This is a genomic window from Sphingopyxis chilensis (genome assembly GCF_035930445.1).
In the GTDB taxonomy this organism is placed as follows: domain Bacteria; phylum Pseudomonadota; class Alphaproteobacteria; order Sphingomonadales; family Sphingomonadaceae; genus Sphingopyxis; species Sphingopyxis chilensis.
Genome location: NZ_CP142394.1, coordinates 2,324,647 through 2,342,914 on the forward strand (window position 1 = coordinate 2,324,647; position 18,268 = coordinate 2,342,914).

23 protein-coding genes are annotated in these 18,268 nt (G+C 65.1%); 13 read left to right on the forward strand and 10 right to left on the reverse strand.

The genetic code is table 11. From position 1 onward, the window contains the following. Positions 1-96: 96 nt before the first annotated feature. Positions 97-1,014, reverse strand: coding sequence for an EamA family transporter RarD (gene rarD, locus VSX79_RS10715; protein WP_179495579.1), 918 nt, complete (start codon positions 1,012-1,014; stop codon positions 97-99). A gap of 20 nt (positions 1,015-1,034) precedes the next feature. After that, positions 1,035-1,256: a hypothetical protein gene (locus tag VSX79_RS10720; protein ID WP_326913335.1), complete on the reverse strand. Its 222-nt coding sequence runs from the start codon at positions 1,254-1,256 to the stop codon at positions 1,035-1,037. Between the two features lie 184 nt (positions 1,257-1,440). Here VSX79_RS10720 and VSX79_RS10725 point away from each other — a divergent pair, with 184 nt between their 5' ends. The 3 genes from VSX79_RS10725 (at position 1,441) to VSX79_RS10735 (ending at position 3,442) form a co-directional block, all read left to right on the forward strand. Continuing rightward, positions 1,441-1,839: a glycine zipper 2TM domain-containing protein gene (locus VSX79_RS10725; RefSeq protein WP_179495577.1), complete on the forward strand. Its 399-nt coding sequence runs from the start codon at positions 1,441-1,443 to the stop codon at positions 1,837-1,839. A gap of 162 nt (positions 1,840-2,001) precedes the next feature. Then, positions 2,002-2,553 (forward strand): GNAT family N-acetyltransferase, encoded by a 552-nt coding sequence (locus tag VSX79_RS10730; protein ID WP_179495575.1) that lies wholly within the window; start codon positions 2,002-2,004, stop codon positions 2,551-2,553. A gap of 136 nt (positions 2,554-2,689) precedes the next feature. After that, complete coding sequence (locus VSX79_RS10735; RefSeq protein ID WP_326913336.1) at positions 2,690-3,442, forward strand: hypothetical protein; 753 nt, start codon at positions 2,690-2,692, stop codon at positions 3,440-3,442. A gap of 96 nt (positions 3,443-3,538) precedes the next feature. Here the strand turns inward: VSX79_RS10735 and VSX79_RS10740 are convergent, their stop codons facing one another. Then, positions 3,539-3,721 (reverse strand): CsbD family protein, encoded by a 183-nt coding sequence (locus tag VSX79_RS10740; protein WP_179495571.1) that lies wholly within the window; start codon positions 3,719-3,721, stop codon positions 3,539-3,541. Between the two features lie 410 nt (positions 3,722-4,131). On the opposite strand from VSX79_RS10740, the gene VSX79_RS10745 reads away from it, so the two are divergent. From VSX79_RS10745 to VSX79_RS10765, 5 genes are all read left to right on the forward strand, one after another. Next, positions 4,132-4,977 carry a hypothetical protein gene (locus tag VSX79_RS10745; RefSeq protein WP_179495569.1) on the forward strand — a complete coding sequence of 282 codons (846 nt, stop codon included), beginning with the start codon at positions 4,132-4,134 and terminating at the stop codon, positions 4,975-4,977. A gap of 181 nt (positions 4,978-5,158) precedes the next feature. Further along, positions 5,159-5,662 carry a DUF2975 domain-containing protein gene (locus VSX79_RS10750; protein WP_326913337.1) on the forward strand — a complete coding sequence of 168 codons (504 nt, stop codon included), beginning with the start codon at positions 5,159-5,161 and terminating at the stop codon, positions 5,660-5,662. Between the two features lie 9 nt (positions 5,663-5,671). Next, the gene (locus VSX79_RS10755; protein ID WP_179495565.1) at positions 5,672-5,896 is read left to right on the forward strand and encodes a helix-turn-helix domain-containing protein; all 225 of its coding nucleotides are present in this window, start codon (positions 5,672-5,674) and stop codon (positions 5,894-5,896) included. Continuing rightward, the gene (locus VSX79_RS10760) at positions 5,886-6,656 is read left to right on the forward strand and encodes a hypothetical protein (protein WP_179495563.1); all 771 of its coding nucleotides are present in this window, start codon (positions 5,886-5,888) and stop codon (positions 6,654-6,656) included. Before VSX79_RS10755 ends, VSX79_RS10760 begins: the two co-directional genes overlap by 11 nt. A gap of 524 nt (positions 6,657-7,180) precedes the next feature. Beyond that, positions 7,181-7,588, forward strand: a complete 408-nt coding sequence (locus VSX79_RS10765) for a ribonuclease E inhibitor RraB (RefSeq protein ID WP_179495559.1) — start codon at positions 7,181-7,183, stop codon at positions 7,586-7,588. Positions 7,589-7,673: 85 nt separating this feature from the next. On the opposite strand, the gene VSX79_RS10770 is transcribed toward VSX79_RS10765, so the two are convergent. Together VSX79_RS10770 and VSX79_RS10775 are read right to left on the reverse strand one after the other, a co-directional pair. Continuing rightward, entirely contained in the window at positions 7,674-9,476 is a 1,803-nt protein-coding gene (locus VSX79_RS10770) for a sensor domain-containing diguanylate cyclase (RefSeq protein ID WP_326913338.1), read from the reverse strand. A 76-nt stretch (positions 9,477-9,552) separates the two neighbouring features. Further along, on the reverse strand, positions 9,553-10,158 hold the full coding sequence (locus tag VSX79_RS10775) for a TetR/AcrR family transcriptional regulator (protein ID WP_179495548.1): 606 nt from the start codon (positions 10,156-10,158) through the stop codon (positions 9,553-9,555). Between the two features lie 86 nt (positions 10,159-10,244). Here VSX79_RS10775 and VSX79_RS10780 point away from each other — a divergent pair, with 86 nt between their 5' ends. Next, positions 10,245-11,687 (forward strand): 8'-apo-carotenoid 13,14-cleaving dioxygenase, encoded by a 1,443-nt coding sequence (locus VSX79_RS10780; protein WP_326913339.1) that lies wholly within the window; start codon positions 10,245-10,247, stop codon positions 11,685-11,687. Here VSX79_RS10780 and VSX79_RS10785 read toward each other — a convergent pair. Continuing rightward, positions 11,608-12,357: a hypothetical protein gene (locus tag VSX79_RS10785; RefSeq protein WP_326913340.1), complete on the reverse strand. Its 750-nt coding sequence runs from the start codon at positions 12,355-12,357 to the stop codon at positions 11,608-11,610. The genes VSX79_RS10780 and VSX79_RS10785 overlap by 80 nt on opposite strands. 107 nt (positions 12,358-12,464) lie before the next feature. Continuing rightward, positions 12,465-13,493 carry a D-alanine--D-alanine ligase family protein gene (locus VSX79_RS10790; protein ID WP_179495542.1) on the reverse strand — a complete coding sequence of 343 codons (1,029 nt, stop codon included), beginning with the start codon at positions 13,491-13,493 and terminating at the stop codon, positions 12,465-12,467. A 41-nt stretch (positions 13,494-13,534) separates the two neighbouring features. On the opposite strand from VSX79_RS10790, the gene VSX79_RS10795 reads away from it, so the two are divergent. After that, entirely contained in the window at positions 13,535-14,779 is a 1,245-nt protein-coding gene (locus tag VSX79_RS10795) for a hypothetical protein (RefSeq protein ID WP_326913341.1), read from the forward strand. Between the two features lie 100 nt (positions 14,780-14,879). On the opposite strand, the gene rplL is transcribed toward VSX79_RS10795, so the two are convergent. Then, on the reverse strand, positions 14,880-15,251 hold the full coding sequence (gene rplL / locus VSX79_RS10800; protein ID WP_179495538.1) for a 50S ribosomal protein L7/L12: 372 nt from the start codon (positions 15,249-15,251) through the stop codon (positions 14,880-14,882). Positions 15,252-15,310: 59 nt separating this feature from the next. Further along, positions 15,311-15,826 (reverse strand): 50S ribosomal protein L10, encoded by a 516-nt coding sequence (gene rplJ / locus VSX79_RS10805; RefSeq protein WP_166941561.1) that lies wholly within the window; start codon positions 15,824-15,826, stop codon positions 15,311-15,313. Between the two features lie 411 nt (positions 15,827-16,237). Here rplJ and VSX79_RS10810 point away from each other — a divergent pair, with 411 nt between their 5' ends. From VSX79_RS10810 to VSX79_RS10820, 3 genes are all read left to right on the forward strand, one after another. Continuing rightward, the gene (locus VSX79_RS10810; RefSeq protein ID WP_326913342.1) at positions 16,238-16,849 is read left to right on the forward strand and encodes a PadR family transcriptional regulator; all 612 of its coding nucleotides are present in this window, start codon (positions 16,238-16,240) and stop codon (positions 16,847-16,849) included. A gap of 12 nt (positions 16,850-16,861) precedes the next feature. Further along, entirely contained in the window at positions 16,862-17,182 is a 321-nt protein-coding gene (locus VSX79_RS10815) for a DUF2218 domain-containing protein (protein WP_179495534.1), read from the forward strand. Positions 17,183-17,356: 174 nt separating this feature from the next. Further along, positions 17,357-17,605, forward strand: a complete 249-nt coding sequence (locus tag VSX79_RS10820; protein ID WP_326915249.1) for a TFIIB-type zinc ribbon-containing protein — start codon at positions 17,357-17,359, stop codon at positions 17,603-17,605. 18 nt (positions 17,606-17,623) lie between these two features. On the opposite strand, the gene VSX79_RS10825 is transcribed toward VSX79_RS10820, so the two are convergent. Then, the gene (locus VSX79_RS10825; protein ID WP_326913343.1) at positions 17,624-18,262 is read right to left on the reverse strand and encodes a YoaK family protein; all 639 of its coding nucleotides are present in this window, start codon (positions 18,260-18,262) and stop codon (positions 17,624-17,626) included. Between the last annotated feature and the right edge of the window lie 6 nt (positions 18,263-18,268).

The window sequence follows — 18,268 nt, forward strand, 5'->3', positions numbered from 1 at the left end:
AAGTTCATGCTCCCGGGCGAAAGCCGGGGTCCATGCAGCGGCTGCGGCGATGGATGCCGGATCAAGTCCGGCATGAAGAGGACAGAATAGGCGGCCCTAGGCCACCTCGATCATCCGTTCGGCGCGCATCTTGCGCAGCATGTCGAAACTGAACACTGCGATGCTGATCCAGATCAGCACGAAACAGGCGAGCTGCACGGGCTTGAGCGGTTCGTGGAACACGAACAGGCTCAAAAGGAACTGCAGCGTCGGCGCGAGGAACTGGACGAAGCCGAGCGCCGCATAGCTCATCCGGCGCGCCGCGGTCGCAAAGAGCAGCAACGGCACCGCGGTGACGACACCGCCCGCCATCAGCAGCAGGCTGATCGACGTGTCCGATCCAAAGCCGCGCCCGTCGCCCGCCCACAGATACCAGGCAGCGACGCCGAGCGAGGGCAAGAGCAGCACCGTCGTCTCGACCGAAAGCCCCGGCAGCGATCCGACCGGCGCGACTTTGCGGAGCAGACCATAGATACCGAAAGAGAAGGCAAGCGTCAGGCTGATCCACAGCGTATCGAGCGCCCCCGCGAGCAGGATCGCGACGCCCACGCCCGCGATGACGACCGCCACCAGCTGCAACCGCGACAACCGCTCGCCGAGAAAGATCATCCCCAGCATCACATTGACCAGCGGGTTGAGATAATAGCCGAGGCTCGCCGCGAGCACATGGTCGGTGAAGATCGAATAGATATAGACGAGCCAGTTCACCGCGATCAGCACCGCGCTTGCCAGCAGCAGCCGCAGCGTCCGCCAGTCCTTCAATGCCGCCAGATATTCGCCGATCTGCCGCCGGAAGAGCATGATCGCGAAGCAGAGCGGCAGCGACCAGATGATCCGCTGCGCCAGCACCTCGACCGGCGGGACGCTCGCGATCAGCTTGAAGAAGAGCGGGACGAAGCCCCAGATGCCATAGGCTGCAATGGCATAGGGCAGCCCGCCCTGGTCGCTCCCCGCGGGGCCCGGTGTCTGAGCCATGGCTTTTGACTTCTAGAGGGTCAGATGATGCCGCCGCCCAGCATCAGGCGGATGACGCCGATGACGATGACGACGATATTGAGGTTCCGCCCGCTCGTCTTGTCCGACATCGCGCCGAGCGCGAGCCCGATGACGGCGAAAGGGATGATGACCCAGTTCGCCCAGCCGAGCAGCGGAATGAACGCAAAAACGGCCAGAACCAAGGCGATGGCGCCGATGACGAGCGATCCGATATTGAGCATGGCTCCGTTTCTCGCACGCCGCTGCCGATGCGGCAAGGGCCTTTCGGTTCGTCGATGGATGCGCTCGCTTCGTCTTGTTGCCTTGGGTTAATGCAACGCGATCGGGAGCCGGCTCGTTTTTCCCTCGAAGCGCACGCCCCTGTTCAAAGGGGGCGGAGCTGCCGAACCAGGAAAGGACTTTACTATGCGTATCTTCACCAAAGGCCTGATGGGCGCGTTCGTCGCCGCCAGCGTCCTCGGCACCACCCCGCTTCACGCCGGCGTGACGACCCCCGCCAAGGCGCCGGGCTATCACGAGTTCGAACAGGCGTCGGACTTCTACCGCAAGCGCAAGGATCGCCGCTATTATGCGCGTGACGAGCGCGTCAGCCGCAACACCCGTATCTGGCGCGACAATGATGGCCGTTATCGCTGCAAGAAGGACAATGGCACGACCGGCCTCCTGATCGGCGGCGCCGTCGGCGGCCTCGCCGGCCACGAAATCGCCGGTGGCGGCGACAAGCTGCTCGGTACCGTGCTCGGCGCCGCGGGTGGCGCGCTGCTCGGCCGCGAGATCGACCGCGACAAATATCGCTGCCGCTAATGAGACAGAAACCGTCTCGAGTGCGGGTTCGAGACCCCTCCACCCGTACACGCTGATGGCGAGGGCACCGGTTAACGCCGGTGCCCTCAAGCGCGTGCGGCTTGTCCATCGACCGTTCTTGCCCCACAAGCGTCGTCAAACGCTGCGGGAAAGTGATAGATCATGCTGAACGGCCCCCTGCTCGTCACCGAGCGCCTGATCCTCCGCCCGCCCGCGGCGGAGGATTTCGAGGCTTTCGCCGCCATGTGCGCCGAAGAAGACACGATGCGCTTCATCGGCGGCGCGTGCCCGCGCTCGGCGGCGTGGCGCCAATGGTGCACGCTTGCGGGCGCGTGGCATATCCGCGGCTTTTCGATGTTCTCGGTGATCGAACGCGATACCGGCGAATGGGTCGGCCGCCTCGGCCCGTGGGAGCCCGACGGCTGGCCGGCGCCCGAGATCGGCTATGGCGTCAGCGCGCGCTTCGCGGGCAAGGGCTACGCCTTCGAAGGCAGCGTCGCCGCCTGCGATTTCGCGGTCGAATTCCTGAAATGGCCCGAACTGATGCACAGCATCGACCCCGCCAACACGCGCTCGCAAGCCCTCGCGAAACGGCTCGGTGCGACGAACAGCGGGCCGACGCGCCTCCCCGCCCCGTTCGAGGACGCGCCCGTCGATGCGTGGACGCAGAGCGCCGACGCGTGGCGCGCCAGGCGCAAGCAATTTCAGCCCTGAACGCGCGCCATTTCGCGAAAGCGTCTCGCTCCGAGACAGTTTTCGGGGCATAAACCCCACCGCGTTAACGCATTTTATTTGGGCCTTTTTGACCAGGATCGGGCATTCCCGGTAAAGGATTAAGGGAGTGTTAGCGATGAAGTTGCGCGGAAATTGGATCGTTGCCGGCTTGCTGATGGCGGCGATGCCGCTCGGCGGCTGCCGGGACAATCCGAATGCCAAGGCCGATCTCGCACCGCTCGACGACGGGCTGACGAGCGACGATCCCGCGATCAAGGGTTCGCTCGAAGACAAGATCATGGTCGATCCGAAGCTCGCCGGCCAGTCGAACCGCAACGCCGTCGGGCCGGGCAACCGGCCGATCGACGGCGGCGTCCCCGGCATCGCGGGCGGCAAGGCCGCGACCGCCGCCGAAGCCGCCGCGGCGCTGAAGGCCGGCAAGCTGCTCACCGCGCCCCGGGCACTTCCGATGGAAGCGGCCGGCTGCGACGGCTGCGCGGCGCAGGCGCGCCCGGTCACCATCGGCGCGCTCGCGCGCGACCAGCAGAAGGGCGGCTGCGACGCCAAGCTGACCTACAGCAACGCCTGGGCCGACCGCCTGCCCGCCGCGTTCAAAGTCTATCCGCGCGCGACGCTGCGCGAAGCCGCCGGGATCGCCGGCGGCAAATGCAATATCCGCGTCGTCAATTTCCAGACCGCGGCGTCGATGCAGGCAGTGCTCGATTATTATCACACGATGGCGATCCGCGCCGGCTATACCAGCGATCACCGCGTCAACGGCAACGAGCATCTGCTCGGCGGCACGAAGGGCGATCTCGCCTATGTGCTGATGATGCGCCGCGACGGCGGGATGACCGACGTCGATCTCGTCGCCTCGGGCGGCAAATAGGCCTCACCTCCGCGCGGCCCATGAAAAAGGCCCCGGGGAGAGGGTTCCCGGGGCCTTTTTTGTCGCTTGCGTGAGCAAGCTATCAGGTCTTGGCGGTCAGATCTTGTCGCCGAGCGCGCCCTGGACCTTGCCCTTCAGATTCTGGGCTTCGCCCTTGCGCTCCTGCGCCTCGCCTTCGGCACGAAGACGCTCGTTGTCGGTCGCCTTGCCCGTCGCCTGCTTCACATTGCCGGCGGCTTCGTTGGCAAGACCTTTGGCTTTTTCGGTGAGTTCACCCACGGCGTATCTCCTTGTTTTTCCAGAGGCGAAGGGGGTGCGCCTCTTGTCCAACCAACGAGGCGCGGGGACAGATGTTCCGTGACGGCGACAGAATGTTCCGGAGAAAGGACGACTGCCCAAGAGGGAGAGTGGATGGCCTCGCGTCGCCGTGCCGCAACTGATCGGGGATCCATAGCCGCGCTGGCCTCGACCGACCGCCCCGCGGGCCCGCATCACCCAAATGGGCAAGAGGCGCTGCGAGTCCCCGGGGCGAGTCCCCCGGAATGCCGGTTCGCTCCTCCCGCTACGGCAAATGCTCGCCTCACCCCGTCCAAGGCACGGTTCGTCAGCCTTGGCGTGGCCCTTGCGCCCTTATGCGCGTTCAAGATTCATCCGTTCCAATCTCAATTCCTCAAAGGAGGCCCCAAGCGATGCGGAAACTCGCAGGCTTTGTTGCAACTTTCTCTCTCGGCATGGCGGCCGTCGTGGCCGCCCCCGCAATGGCACAGGACGCCGCCGCGGCGACGGTCGACCTTTCGGTCGGCACCAAGGTTTTCGACTCCGAGGGCGCCGAACTCGGCACCGTCTCGAGCGCGCAGGGCGCGAATGTCGTCGTCGATCTCGGCGAAGGCAAGCAGGTCACCCTCCCGGCCAATTCCTTCGGCAAGCTTGAACAGGGTCCGACGATCGGCGCCACCAAGGCGCAGGTCATGGCTGCGGTCGATCAGGCCGCCGCGGGCAACGAGGCCAAGCTGACCGCCGCGCTCCAGCCCGGCGCCGACGTCCGCGGCGTCAACGGCAACTCCATCCTCGGCAAGGTCAAGCTTGTCGCCGCCGATGGCGTGGTGCTCACCAGCCCGACCGGCGACGTGAAACTGCCGCGCAGCGCCTTCTTCATCGGCCAGGCCGGTCTCGCGACCAGCTTCACCGCCGAACAGTTCGCCGCCGCGATGCAGGAAGTGAACACCGCCGCCGCCGCCGATGACGCCGCGGTCGCCGCAGCGCTCGTCGCCGGCACCGACGTCCGCAGCCTCAAGGGCGCCGCCGTGCTCGGCAAGGTCAAATCGGCCAGCGCCGATGCGGTTGTGGTGACGACGCCTTCGGGCGATGATGTCAGCCTGCCGCGCAGCGCTTTCCTGATGTCGCCCGCCGGTCTGGCAGCAGCCTATACCGCCGAACAGTTCGCCGCCGCCGTCGCGCAGGCGACGGGCGAACCGGCGCAGCAGGCCGACGCGACCGCCGCCGCCGACGCGACGGTCGAACAGCCCGCCAACTAAGCCGTTTCGGCTCAGGGATCGGGGCGCGGAAGCATCGCTTCCGCGCCCTTTTCCATGCGCGAAGCCACCCTCGCCCCATTCTCCTGATCGTCATCAGCTCAGCCGTCGCAATATCGCCTTGCAATATATAACTTATCGATTATCGATATGTAGCGTATCGATAATCAAAGAGGGATTCGCGATGTTGCTCTGGAGCCGCCGGCTGCTCATGGGATTGAATATCCTGAACTGGGTGCTGCTCGCGCTGTTCATGGTGGCGCTGGTCGCGACCAGCCTGCGGCCCGATATCGTCGTGGACGCGATCGCCGGCGCCAAGCCCGCGGTCGATGGCGGTTACATGCTCGACCTGTTCCGCATCACCCTCCTGCTCTGCATCCCGATCGCCATTGCGGCGCATGCGATCTTCACGCGGCTGATCGCGATGATTGACGCGACACGGGCGGGCGCGGCCTTCACCTCCGATAACGCCCGGCGCCTCCGCACGATCGGCTGGTGGCTGCTCGCGACGCAGGTCATCGACGCGGGTTACGGCTGGCTTTCGCTCGAAATGTCGCGCACCAGCGGCGAGGTGTTCGGCTGGCAGCCCAGCCTGACCGCGTGGCTCGCCGTCCTCCTCCTCTTCGTCCTCGCGCGCATCTTTGAACAGGGCGCGGCGATGCGCGAAGAACTCGAACAGACGATTTAGGGTCCTAATATGGCGATCCGCATCCTGCTCGACGACATGCTGTGGCGGCGGCGGATGACGCTGACCGAACTCAGCGAACGCGTCGACATCACCGTCGCCAACCTGTCGGTGCTCAAGACCGGCAAGGCCAAGGCGATCCGCTTCTCGACGCTCGACGCGATCTGCCGCGCGCTCGAATGCCAACCCGGCGACCTGATCGCCTTCGACCCGGAAGGGCCCGCCGATGCAGACTGACATCGCGACCATCTATCGCAGCGCGTGGGCCTTCGCCCTCGCCTGCCCGCTCCTCTTCATCATTCCCGTGCTGGTCGAACTCGCGCAGCATGTCGTCGAATGGCGCGCGGGCATGTACGACGGGATCGCCGGGGCCAAGGCGGCCGAGGGCGACATGCTTCGCCTCCAGTTCGGGTTCGCGAAGACGCTGGCGCTGCTGCTGCCCGGTTACTGGTTCACGCGCTACATCCTCTTCGATTTCGACGCGCGGCGCGCGGCACGCATCGAATGGCCCGCGATCGGCCTGTGGCTCATCCTGTTTGCGCTCAATGGCTTGCAGCAATGGTGGGCGCTGTTCGGCCCCTCGCTCACCGGCCTCATGGGCCTTTCCGGCCCGGCCGCGCAATGGACCGGCTATGCGCTGGTCCTGCTCGGCAGCATTGCCGGCATCTATTTCACCGCATGGACCGTCGCCTGGGCGCTCGGCAACGCCGCGATCGGCCCGATCCGCTCGATCCGGATCATGGCGGGCAGCTTCTGGCGCACCGTGCTGCTGATCCTCGCGGGCGTGCTGCCGCTGATGATCGTGCATTATGCGCTCAGCTTCGGCGCGATCGTCGCCCCGGCGATCATCGACGGGCCGCTCCTCCTGCTCGACGCGCTCGTCGTCGGCCTGCTGGCGCTGACCATGGCGGGCAGCAACGCCGTCGCCGCGCGCCATGCCGCCGCGGTAAAGGGCGAAGACCTGCGGCCCGATCCGGCGCAGGCCCCGATGATTTGAAGAGCCCGCGATGGCGAACGGTAGCTTTCGACCAGAAGTCGCCGTTCCGCGCCGACTTCGGCCGACACGGAACCGGTCATGGTGTTGGGCATTGCAATCGGCTACGCTAATGCCGATTTTCATCGGCGTGGGGGCTCGTTGTGCAGAAATTTGATAGCAAGATGCGGAAGGATGCGAAGATCACCGTTATATTGCTTGAGGTAGTTTGCGTTGCAGCTCTGGCAGCATATCTTATCGAGCACATGTTCGCGGTCGATCTTGGTGTAAGCGATCGAGATGCTTTAGCCGCGGGACTTGTAGCAACTGGCGGAGGATTGGTTTACCTCCTGCATTCAGCAATCTTAAACGCGCTGGGCCGTGCCAAGCTTTAATCCGTCTCGATAATCGCGTGCGTCAATGTCTACAGATAATATTCGACAGCCAAATGCGGTCCGGCAGCTAACCACCCCGTTTCTGTCGTTCGTCGCCGATCCGGATGCAATGTCGGGAAACGACCGGTTGCAGACATCGGTGGGCAGTGGCACATGAGCCAAATGTTATCGATGGTTCTCGCCGCAGGAATCCTCTCAATGGGGTTGGATCAGGTTCCGATCACGGCAGAGCGCCTCGCAAAAGAGGAGATGTCTGACGCTGAAGTCGTCAGCGCCCTGAGGGACGCTGGGGACGCCCCCAATATCGTTCGACCAGTCAGCGTGTATTTTGCTGGGGAAGATGCACCGATCAATCGACTTAAAGGCGATGCCATTGCCTTAGGTTGGCGATTGGTTGATGTAAGTGACGCTGACGGCAAACTCTATCTTTGGCTTGAACGAGAGCAATCGACGACGCCCGAGGATTTGGCTCGGCTTCGCCAAGACACGCTGAGGATGGAGGCTCATTACAAGGTAAAATATGACGGATGGGAAACTTCCGTCGAAGAAGCAACCGACTGAGCCCATCCCAGCGTCGCAGCATCCGGCCCGCTGTCCGCTTCCCACCCCAAACCCGCCAATATTCCCAAACCGGAACCTTCCGCCCTCAGGCCGCCATGCGCAGCCGGTTCCGGCCGTCGCGCTTCGCCGCATAGAGCGCCTGATCCGCACGGTGCAACAGCTCCTCGATGTCGAGCTCGCCGTCAAAGACCGCAAGGCCGATGCTGACCGTCGCCTGCGGCAGGCCGTCTTCGGCCGCGGTGCCGGTTTCGACCGCCTTGCGGACGCGCTCGGCGACGATTTCGGCGGCCTGCGCGCTCGCGCGCTGGAGGATACAGACGAATTCCTCGCCGCCGATCCGGCCCAGCATATCCTCGTCGCGCAGCGCGGCCTTGGCGCGCTGTCCGACGCGGTGGATGACGCGGTCGCCCATCGCATGGCCGTGGGTATCGTTGATCCGCTTGAAATGGTCGATGTCGAATATCGCGACGGCCAGCGGCGCGCCATGTTCGCGCGCGCCCTCCAGCGCCTTTTCGAGGAAGGCCAGCGTGTGCCGCCGGTTGGGCAGGCCGGTCAGCATGTCGGTGTTCGCGACGCGCTCGGCGGCGCTGCGCGCAGCTTCCAGTATCCGCGCATTTTCGACGATCTCGGTGACGTCCTGCACGGTACCGAAAATCGCGATGGCCCGGCCGCCCCGCCCCGTTTCGATCGATCCGTGCGACTTCACGTGGCGGATCTCGCCGTCGGCGCGCCGGATGCGCCCCTGGAACTCGAACGGTTCGCCGGTACGGACCGCCTGTTCCAATATCTTTCGCACCGCGGCGCCGTCTTCGGCGATATATTGTTCGACGCTATAGTTCACATCGACGGGCGTGCCGGGAACGAGCCCGTGGATGCGATAGGCCTGGTCGGACCAGCGGATCGACCAGCCGACCAGATCGACGCGCCAATGGCCGACGAGCGCCGCCGCCTCGGCCTGGAGCAGCCAGCGGTTGCTCTGCTCCAGCCGCTTCGCCAGCCGCTGGCGGACGATCAGCATCGCCGCCAGCGGCAGCGTCGTGAACAGCAGCGACAGCAGATAGAATTGCAGGAACAGCACCTTGACCTTCGACGCCTCCTCGATCGCGGCGATCGGCCCATAGCCTTGCCCGGTCATCAACGATGTGATGATCGTCACGATCAGCATCCCTGCCGCGGCGCCGAACGGACCGAGCCGGTACGCCGCCGCTACGACCGCCATGCACGGCAGGAAGGTCAGCGGAAACGCGGACTGCGAAAAGGCCGCGATGGTGACGAGGCCCGACAGCGTCAGGATCGCTGCGGCTTCGGCCTTCATCGCCCGCGATGCATTGTCCATCGCCTTTGTCCCGATCATCCGCGCGAGCATCACGATCGGCGGCGTGACGATCAGCATCCCCAACAGCACCGTGGTCAGCCACGACAGGAAGAAATCGGCGCTCGCCCCGGTCAGTCCTTCGACCAGGGCCCAGGCCACCGCGGCGCTGACCACGCTCGCGCCCAGGGCCGCTAGGCAAAAACCCGCGACCGCGCGCGGAACCATGAACGACAGCTCGCCCACCTCGCGGCGGCGGATCAGCCACAGCGCGACCGCGGCTTCGCACGCGTTCGCCAATGTATAGGCGATGCACGACAGCGGCGGCACGCCGCCCCACAGGTTCGCCGCGAAACTCGCCGACGCCATGCCCGCGAACGCCGAAAGGCGCGCGCGCGCATGGCTCGGCATCAACAGCAGCAGCGCCAGGAAATAGCCGCTCGGCGGCCAGACCGCCGCGATATTGTCGGCGCCCTTGGTCGCGTGCAGCGACAGGCTCGCCAGCAGGAAATATCCCGTCGCGGTCAGGAGGAACCAAAAGACCGCCTCGACTCTGGGGGACAGCGACTGGGTCATGCAACCAGTTAGCCGAAAAGGGTAAAATAAACCGCTAATATAACGCGCCGCCCTTGCGGCCCGGTTTTTCCCGCGATCAGTCCACCCCGCCAAAGGTCAGGCCGACGACTTCCGCCACCTTCGCCTCGTCCCAGTCGATGCGCCGGTCGAGGATCAGCATCGCGAGGCCGTGCACCAGCGCCCAGGCGTGCAGGGCGGCGATATCGACATTGTCCACGCCGGGCAGCGCTTCGCCGACCCCGGCGCGCAGCAGATTGTACGCAACCTCGCCGCCGTCGCCGCCTTCCTTGCGGTCGGGCATCTGGCGCGTGAAGCTCAGGCGGAAAAGCGCGGGCTCGTCGTGGGCGAAGCGGACATAGGCGATCCCCGTCGCCTTGAAGCCCGCGACCCCGCCGCCCGCCTTCAGCCACGCCTGCGCCTGCAACGCGCCGAGCCGCCGCAGCCCCTCGTCGGCGAGCGCGTCGAGCAGCGCTTCCTTGTCGGGGAAATGGCGGTAGAGCGCGGTCGCGCTGACCCCGACGTCGCGCGCCAGCGCGCGCAGCCCCAGCTCGGCGCCGTCGCCCTCGGCCAGCCTCTTCAGCCCCGTCGCGATGACCGCCGCGCGCAGGTCGCCATGATGATAGGCGCGCGCCGTCTTCGGCGCCCCGCCTTTTAAGTTGACACTGTTATCTTTGCTTGCCATGATGTTGCCACTGTAAACATATCGAGTCGCCGGCGCAACCCCCACGCTACGCGGCACCTTCGTCACCTTCCGTAAGGAGCATCGTCATGGCAAGCAACGTCGAAACCCTCATCCGCGGCGCGGTCGTCAAAGGCATCGGCAAGGTCGCCGACTTCAACCGCAAGCGCCTCCCCCGCCCCACCGACGCCCACCCCTTCCTCACCGGCATCCACAAACCGATGACCGAAGAACTCACGCTCGAAGCGCTCCGCGTCGATGGCGAGATCCCGGCGCAGCTCACCGGCCGCTACCTGCGCAACGGCCCGAACCCCGCCGCCGCGCCCGATCCCGCCAGCTACCACTGGTTCACCGGCGCCGGCATGGTCCACGGCATCCGCATCGAAGGCGGCAAGGCCGACTGGTACCGCAACCGCTGGGTCCGCGGCACCGAGGCGTGCGAAGTTCTGGGTGAGGAACTGCCTCCCGGCCCGCGCGAAGACCGCAACGACGCGCCGAACACCAATGTCGTCGGCCTCGCGGGTCGTACGTTCGCTATCGTCGAGGCCGGCGGAAAGCCTGTCGAACTGGGCTACGAGTTGAACTCGATCGCGCACAACCCGTTCGACGGCACGCTGATCGGAGGATATACGGCACATCCGCATCACGATCCCTTCACCGACGAGATGCACGCCATCACCTATCGCGGCGACGAGCCGAACAAGGTCTGGCACGTCGTGCTCGACAGCCAAGCGCACGTCATCCGGGAGGAGCCGGTCACGGTCAGCGACGGCCCTTCGATCCACGATTGCGCCATCACCGAAAATTACGTGCTGGTCTTTGACCTCCCCGTCACCTTCTCGATGAAAATGCTGCTGGCGGGCTATCGCTTCCCCTACGCATGGAACGATGCGCATCCAGCGCGCGTCGGGCTCCTCCCCAGGAAAGGCAGCGGCGACAGTATCATCTGGGTGCCGGTCGAGCCCTGCTATGTCTTCCACCCCGCAAACGCCTATGAAACAGCTGACGGCAAGGTGATCGTCGACGTCGTCGCGCACGAGACGATGTTCGCGAGTTCGAAGCGCGGTCCCGACAGCGAAAAATCGCGATTGGAACGCTGGACGATCGATCCGGTCGCCGGAACGACGACCCGCACCGTCATCCACGATCATGCGCAGGAATTCCCGCGCTACGATGAACGATTGACGACGAAGCCTTATCGCTATGCCTATACGATTGCGATCCCCGACAACGTGTCTGCCGAATGGGCGCTGGCAGAAACGCGCCTGTTCAAGCACGACCTCGAAAAGGGAACGACCGCCATCCATGATTTCGGTCCCGGCCGCCATCCCGGCGAGTTCGTCTTCGTCCCGCGCAGCGCAAGCGGCGCCGAGGATGACGGCTGGCTGATCGGGCTGGTCGTGAACATGAATAACGAAACGACCGCGCTCGTCATCGTCGACGCCGATGATTTTACCGGGTCACCGCAAGCTGTCGTTCACCTGCCCCACCGCGTCCCCCCGGGTTTTCACGGGAACTGGGTCGCGGATTGATGATATCGAGGCGCTTCATCAGCGCCTCTGTCACTCGTAGCGACCTTTCATTGTCAACATCGATCGCCGTCGCCCCGTTGCTCACCAGCAACGGGGCGATCTCGACTCCCAGATGACGTGAAATGCGCCGGAAGATATGATGGATTGGTCCAAGGCCGAAGCGGAAACGGAGCAAGTTGATGAGGCCGAACGCCTGCATCACGCGGAGTGGCTTCTTCACGAACTGCCCACCCCCGCGAAATGCCTCCGCCGCTTTCAAGGCGCCGGGATGGCCGATCCAATAGGCGTTGCAGTTCGACACCGCGACGTCCGAAAACTCGTAAAAGCGCCGCTGACCTTCCGGATGGGCCGCAAGCACGTCCTCGCGGCGCGCCAGCGCCACGCCCGCATCGACATCCAGCCGCACGGCCTCCGCCTCGATCTCCGCGATCGTCGCAGGGGTCAGCAGGCAATTATCCGCCGTGGTGACAAGCAAAGGAAACGCGGCGTTGTCGGCAACCGCGAGGACCGAATCCGCCAGATTGTCGGCCGCCGGCGTGACCATCAGGCGGCCGCCCAGCAATTCGACCACCGGATCGGCGAGATCGTCGAGCAGCCCGGCGTGGTGCGTCGAAACGAAGATCCGCACCGCCTTGCTGTCCGCGGCGCTTTCAAGAACATGCGCGATCATCGGCCGTCCCGCGACGGGAACAAGGCATTTGTCGGCAACGCCATGCGCCTCGGCAAGCGGATCGACGGCTCCTTGTCGCCGCCCGGCCAGGATCAGGATCGATCCGCTCACGCCGCGTTGCGCCGCGCTGCCGCGGGCACGATCTGGCGGATCATGCTTTCCGCGACGATCGTTTCGATCAGCTCGGCGTGGGAAAAGCCCGCGGCCACCGCGGAGCGCGAGAACAGCTTTTCGGACCAGAGGTTGCAGTTCAGGTTGACCTCGAGCAACCGGACGTCGCCGGTCGCATGATCGACGCGAAACTCGAACCGACCATAATCGAACGGGCGAAAAATATCCGCCATTCGAGCCGTATAGTCCGCAACCCGGCCAGCGATGAATGGATCGTCGAACCGCTTGATCGAATATCCGACATGACCGACTAGGTCGCGCTTCTCCTGATACGAGCGGAGTTGGGTCGGGTCGGCCTGCTCGAAAATCATCATCGGCAGCATGGTCGGCTCGCCATCGAGCGTGATGACCGGCACCTCGATATCGCTGCCGTCGATAAAGGGCTCGACGATCGCATCATGGTCAAGCGCGTGGATTCCGGCGACCGCCCGCGCAAGTTGCACACGGTCGTGGGCATCGCGCACGCCCCACGAGGCGGAGCTGTTGTTCGGCTTGATCACCCAGCGCCGCGCCGGCGGGCAACGCGACACGTCGATGGGCGCGCCGCGGCGGAACAAGGCCCAGGGTGCAGTCGGCACGCCGCGCGCCGCTGCTTCCAGCTTGGTCAGATGCTTGTCGTCGGACAAGCCGCGAACAATCGGCGAGGCGCCCAGATACGGCAAACCATGCTGGTTGCACAGCAAGGGAAGCAGCATTTCCGAATTGAAGAAGCCGCCGCGATTCAGTAGCGGAAAGACGAAATCGACCGCCGGCCGATCGAACAGCGCGGCATAGCTGTCAGCGATCGATAGCGCGATGCCAAGCCGCTCAAGCGTTTCGCGCATTTCGCTGTGATAGGGCGCGTGGTTGCCATCGTCGGGATGCAGGCCGCCCGTCCAGCGCGCATGTTTGGCGATGAAAAGCAGGCGCTGCGTTTCGCGCAGATGGTCGGGTAGCCGGGTGGGGACAGGGTCGGTCGTCTTCATGCCCGGCGTTGATCACACCAAGGTTGCGCGCGAATGACGTATTGGTGACGCGGCTGCCATCAAAACGCAAAATCACTGTCACTTTCATCCCGAAAGTCTGGAAAAGGCGGCTTCCCTATAATGGTCTATCGTGGCGAAATCTTCGCCGCGCCGTTCGACGCGCACGGCTCGTCGCGGAAGCGCCGCATTTCGGGCAGCACTTTCAACACGTGGCTCGTTCCTTCCTCACTATGACAAAGAATATCGCCCTCTCCCGCCCCGCCATGAGCGCGATTGCCGCGTTTCTGGCCCTGTCCACCCCCGGCGCGTTCGCACAGGAAGCGCCGACGATCACAATGACCCCGCCGGTCGCTGCGCCTGCCCCGCAAACCCCGCCAACGGTGCCCGAGCCGAGTACGCCCGCCCCCGTTGCGGCGCCGGAAGCCGCACAGCCCCCCGCCACGCAGCCGCCGGCGCCGAGGCCGGTCATCCGAGTGCCGCTCGAAATCGAGCCGGCGGAACCCGCCCCCGCGCCTAAGGCGGCCGAGCGAGCCGCTCCTGCTCCGGCCAAGAGCGAACGGGCATCGCCGCGCGCCCGCACGGCCGCTGCTCCGGCAGCCGCGCCTGAGCGGGTCGCCGAAACGCCCGCCACCGATGCCGCGCCTGCCCAAGATGTCGCACCTGTCGCCGCTCAGATGACTGCCCCCGCCGAACCCGTCGCGGAAGCCGCATCGCCGCCGATTGCTGAAAATTCGAGCGTTGGCGGCAACGATTTCCCTTGGGAACTCGCTGGAGGCGCGGCCGCGCTGCTCATCGTCGGGGGTGCGGGTCTCGCCTTTGCTCGCCGCCGCCGCAGCGCGAGCGCGAATGCAGAAAATGCGCGCGCCTATGACAGTGAGCCGGCGGTGACCGCCACGCCCGCGATGACCGAAGCGCAGCCGTGGATCACACCCGCTTATACTCCGCGCGAACGCGTCGAGGCACCGCGCACCACCCCCGCTTTCGCCGCGGCGCCGAGCGGCAGCATGGGACGTCACGAAGCGATGGCCCTTGCGGGGCCGACGCCCGGCAATCCTTTTGCGACGCTCAGCAAGCGCCTCAAGCGTGCCCGTTTCCTCGACCGTCAGGAACGCGTCGCCTACGACGAAACGCTGGCTAATCAGCAAGATATGACGCGCAAGCCAGTAAGTGCATGGGAAATTGCCCAGCGCGAAGTCACTCAGACGCCCGCGGAACAGGAAGTTCGCCGCCCCGAGCGCGGCTTGGTACGCCCTGGTACGCTTCGCCCCGGCTTTGCCCGGAACTGACCGGCGGCCTCCCGCCGAATAAAAAAGGGCGGTGCCTTCCGGCACCGCCCTTTTTTTCGCTGGAACCCGGCCGGTTGACCGGCCGGAACCCCGAACCGAATTACTTCAGTTCGACGGTCGCGCCGGCAGCTTCGAGCTTCTTCTTCAGCTCTTCGGCTTCCGCCTTGCTGGCGCCTTCCTTCACGGCCTTCGGCGCGCCTTCGACGAGCGCCTTGGCTTCGCCAAGACCCAGGCCGGTGATCGCGCGGACTTCCTTGATGACGTTGATCTTCTGGCCGCCGTCACCCGTCAGGATGACGTCAAATTCGGTCTGCTCTTCAGCAGCCGGGCCAGCAGCGGCAGCGGCCGGAGCGGCAGCGACAGCAGCGGCGGCCGAAACGCCCCACTTTTCTTCGAGCATCTTCGACAGGTCAGCCGCTTCGAGGACGGTCAGTGCCGACAATTCTTCAACGATCTTTGCAAGATCAGCCATGTTCATTCTCCATCAGAACCGGGATATCCCGGCAGTAAGTTTCAAGGGTTAGTTCGAAATCACGCTGCTTCTTTGGCGGCATATGCGCCAAAAACCCGCGCCAACTGGCCCGCCGGGGCTGCGGCAATCTGCGCAACCTTGGTGGCCGGAGCCTGCACCAGACCGATGATCTTGGCGCGGAGCTCGTCGAGCGAGGGAAGCGAAGCCAGCGCCTTCACGCCATTCACGTCGAGGACCACGTCGCCCATGCCGCCGCCAACGATTTCAAGCTTGTCGTTGGTCTTGGCAAATTCCACGGCGATCTTCGCAGCCGAGACCGGATCGGTCGAGGTCGCGAGGGCCGTGGGACCGGTCAGCAGTTCGCCGATACCGGTGTAGGACGTGCCATCGAGCGCGATTTTGGCAAGACGGTTCTTCGTGACGCGAAAGTCGGCCCCTGCATCGCGCATTTGCTGGCGCAGCACCGTCGACTGAGCGACGGTCATGCCGAGGTTGCGGACGACCACAACAGCAGCAGCTGATCCCAGCGTAGCGTTCAGCGAGGATACGGCTTCGGCCTTTTCCGTACGATCCATGCCTATACTCCACTCATCTGCCCGGATGCCCGCACGCCGAAGCACGCGCGCCGCCGGGCGGCTAACACACGCAAATGCCGACGCGAGCCAAGGCTCACCTGCATTTGCGCAACGATGTCCGATGGGGTCGGTCAAGACGCGTCGCCTGAAAACAGGCGGGCGACCGAAAAAGACTGTTCCCCGTCTCGGCTGGAAATTAAGAAGGGCAGATCCCCTTCACCAACTGTCTCGGACGGAATTGCCGCGAGCAAGCCCGTGGCAACACGGGGGCGCTAATAGCGGGAATGGCCGCGAAGTCAAGGCGTGCGGTGGAAGTTGGCGAAGGTGCCGCGCAGCGCGGGGGGCAGCCCTTGCAAAGCTCGTATTACGATATATCTTAGACACATCTCGAATCACTCTGAGGAACGACAAATGATTTTTTATGCAAAATTGGACGGCCGGGGTTGCGGCGGGCGGCGGGCGATCCATCGCGGCGGCGGGCGAGGATTTGGCCACGGTTTCGGACATGGCTTTGGCGGCGGGGGCCGTCGCGGCGGCGGCGGCCGGGGCGAGCGCGGCGAGCGCCGCCGGATGTTCGACGGCGGCGAGTTGCGGCTTGTGCTGCTCAAGCTGATCGCCGACGAACCGCGCCACGGTTATGATCTGATCCGCCACATCGAGGAGCTGACCGGCGGTTCCTATGCGCCGAGCCCCGGCGTCATCTATCCGACGCTGACGATGCTCGACGACATGGGACAGATCGAGGCGCAGCGGAGCGAAGGCGCCAAAAGGCTGTTCGCGATCACCGACGCCGGGCGCGCCGAACTGGAGGCCAACAGCGAAATCGTCGATGCCGCCCTCGCCCGCCTGACCGCGGTGGGCGAAGAAACCCAGCGCACCGACCCTGCTTCGGTCCGCCGCGCGATGGGCAATTTGAAAGCGGTGTTGATGAACCGGCTCGGCGATCGCGATCTCGATAATGAGACCATGCACGCCATTGTCGCGCTGATCGACGAGGCATCACAAAAGATCGAACGACTGTAAGGAAATCAGACCATGACATTATCATCGGTAGCGCACGTACCGACGGCGCATGCGAGCAAATACCTGCAGCAACTGTGCAAGCATTGGCAGCACAACCTCGCGGTCGAATTCACCCCCGACCATGGCACCGTGACCTTCCCCAAGGATGGGCGCGGCGCCACCTGGACGAGCGATGCGCTCGTCACCTTCGACGCCGGCGCCGACGCACTGTCGGTCCGTATCGATGCGAGCAGCGAGGCGCATGTCGAAGCGATGACGGGCGTCGTCGCACGCCACCTCGACCGCTTTGCCTTTCGCGAAGCCCCGCTGGCGTTCGACTGGAAACCCGCCTGACATCGGCCCGCTCCGCCTCCGTAGGCCGGATCGGGCCTTCCGGCTTGCGGAACGCAGGCCGGCGGTGGCACGTTGAAGCGAGACGGCAGCCGGTGGGCCGCCTTTACGAAGAAAGGAATATCCGTGTCCGAACCCCAAGGCCTGCTTTGCCCAACCTGCCGCGTGAATTTGACGATGTCGGAACGTCAGGGGATCGAGATCGATTATTGCCCGCAATGCCGCGGCGTGTGGCTCGATCGCGGCGAACTCGACAAGATCATCGAGCGCAGCGAAGCCGCGAGCGCCCCCGCGCCGCGCGCGTCGGCCCCTCCCCCGCCGCCACAGCCCGAATATCGCGAACGCGGCTATGATGACCGCCATTATGGCGGCAAGCCGTACAAGAAAAATTACAAAAAGAGCTTCCTCAGCGACCTGTTCGATTGAAGCGGCGGCGGCGCGCCGTCAGGTGCGCCGCTCCGCCCATGGCGCCCGCGCCGTCAGCCCTGCCGAAAACAGAACCGCCAGGCCATAGGCCAGCGGCGGCGACCAGATGACGGCGCGCGCACCGGCGATCGCCCCGACGACGAGCGCCGCCCACAATGCGAGGTGCGGCAACCAGCGCGCGTCACCGTCGCCGCGCAGCGCATTGGCGATCTTGTAACCCATGTGGACCAGCGTTCCCGTCATATAGGTCACGCCGACGACGGCCCCGCCCCGCCCCTCGATCGCCGCATTGACCATGCCCATCGCGAGCGCGAGGCAGGCGACCGAAAGCCATGCAAGATCGAACAGCCGAAGCGCGCCGGCGACGGCGAGCAGCATGGTGACGGACAGAAGGATCCACCCGCTCCGCCGGACGGCCGCGCGCGCGGCGAGGAGCGAACCCGCGACGACCCCGGTAAGGAACAGCGCGATGATCGCGCCCGCGATCAGCGCCGCGGCGGTCCATTCCGCCGCCCCGACCGCGAGCCGCGTCGAATTCCCGGTCATGAAGGAGACGAAAAAGCCCCCCGATTCGACAAAGCCGATCGCGTCGATAAAGCCGGCGAGCGCCGAAACGCCCGCTGCCAGCCTCTGCTGCGACCGGTCGAAACGGATCATGCCGGC

What these genes read in the sequence shown, in the direction of transcription:
- rarD (WP_179495579.1), bottom strand. Translation starts at nt 1,014, where the DNA reads ATGGCTCAGACACCGGGCCCCGCGGGGAGCGACCAGGGCGGGCTGCCC.
- VSX79_RS10720 (WP_326913335.1), bottom strand. Translation starts at nt 1,256, where the DNA reads ATGCTCAATATCGGATCGCTCGTCATCGGCGCCATCGCCTTGGTTCTG.
- VSX79_RS10725 (WP_179495577.1), top strand. Translation starts at nt 1,441, where the DNA reads ATGCGTATCTTCACCAAAGGCCTGATGGGCGCGTTCGTCGCCGCCAGC.
- VSX79_RS10730 (WP_179495575.1), top strand. Translation starts at nt 2,002, where the DNA reads ATGCTGAACGGCCCCCTGCTCGTCACCGAGCGCCTGATCCTCCGCCCG.
- VSX79_RS10735 (WP_326913336.1), top strand. Translation starts at nt 2,690, where the DNA reads ATGAAGTTGCGCGGAAATTGGATCGTTGCCGGCTTGCTGATGGCGGCG.
- VSX79_RS10745 (WP_179495569.1), top strand. Translation starts at nt 4,132, where the DNA reads ATGCGGAAACTCGCAGGCTTTGTTGCAACTTTCTCTCTCGGCATGGCG.
- VSX79_RS10750 (WP_326913337.1), top strand. Translation starts at nt 5,159, where the DNA reads ATGTTGCTCTGGAGCCGCCGGCTGCTCATGGGATTGAATATCCTGAAC.
- VSX79_RS10755 (WP_179495565.1), top strand. Translation starts at nt 5,672, where the DNA reads ATGGCGATCCGCATCCTGCTCGACGACATGCTGTGGCGGCGGCGGATG.
- VSX79_RS10760 (WP_179495563.1), top strand. Translation starts at nt 5,886, where the DNA reads ATGCAGACTGACATCGCGACCATCTATCGCAGCGCGTGGGCCTTCGCC.
- VSX79_RS10765 (WP_179495559.1), top strand. Translation starts at nt 7,181, where the DNA reads ATGAGCCAAATGTTATCGATGGTTCTCGCCGCAGGAATCCTCTCAATG.
- VSX79_RS10770 (WP_326913338.1), bottom strand. Translation starts at nt 9,476, where the DNA reads ATGACCCAGTCGCTGTCCCCCAGAGTCGAGGCGGTCTTTTGGTTCCTC.
- VSX79_RS10775 (WP_179495548.1), bottom strand. Translation starts at nt 10,158, where the DNA reads ATGGCAAGCAAAGATAACAGTGTCAACTTAAAAGGCGGGGCGCCGAAG.
- VSX79_RS10780 (WP_326913339.1), top strand. Translation starts at nt 10,245, where the DNA reads ATGGCAAGCAACGTCGAAACCCTCATCCGCGGCGCGGTCGTCAAAGGC.
- VSX79_RS10785 (WP_326913340.1), bottom strand. Translation starts at nt 12,357, where the DNA reads ATGATCGCGCATGTTCTTGAAAGCGCCGCGGACAGCAAGGCGGTGCGG.
- VSX79_RS10790 (WP_179495542.1), bottom strand. Translation starts at nt 13,493, where the DNA reads ATGAAGACGACCGACCCTGTCCCCACCCGGCTACCCGACCATCTGCGC.
- rplL (WP_179495538.1), bottom strand. Translation starts at nt 15,251, where the DNA reads ATGGCTGATCTTGCAAAGATCGTTGAAGAATTGTCGGCACTGACCGTC.
- rplJ (WP_166941561.1), bottom strand. Translation starts at nt 15,826, where the DNA reads ATGGATCGTACGGAAAAGGCCGAAGCCGTATCCTCGCTGAACGCTACG.
- VSX79_RS10810 (WP_326913342.1), top strand. Translation starts at nt 16,238, where the DNA reads ATGATTTTTTATGCAAAATTGGACGGCCGGGGTTGCGGCGGGCGGCGG.
- VSX79_RS10815 (WP_179495534.1), top strand. Translation starts at nt 16,862, where the DNA reads ATGACATTATCATCGGTAGCGCACGTACCGACGGCGCATGCGAGCAAA.
- VSX79_RS10820 (WP_326915249.1), top strand. Translation starts at nt 17,357, where the DNA reads ATGTCGGAACGTCAGGGGATCGAGATCGATTATTGCCCGCAATGCCGC.
- VSX79_RS10825 (WP_326913343.1), bottom strand. Translation starts at nt 18,262, where the DNA reads ATGATCCGTTTCGACCGGTCGCAGCAGAGGCTGGCAGCGGGCGTTTCG.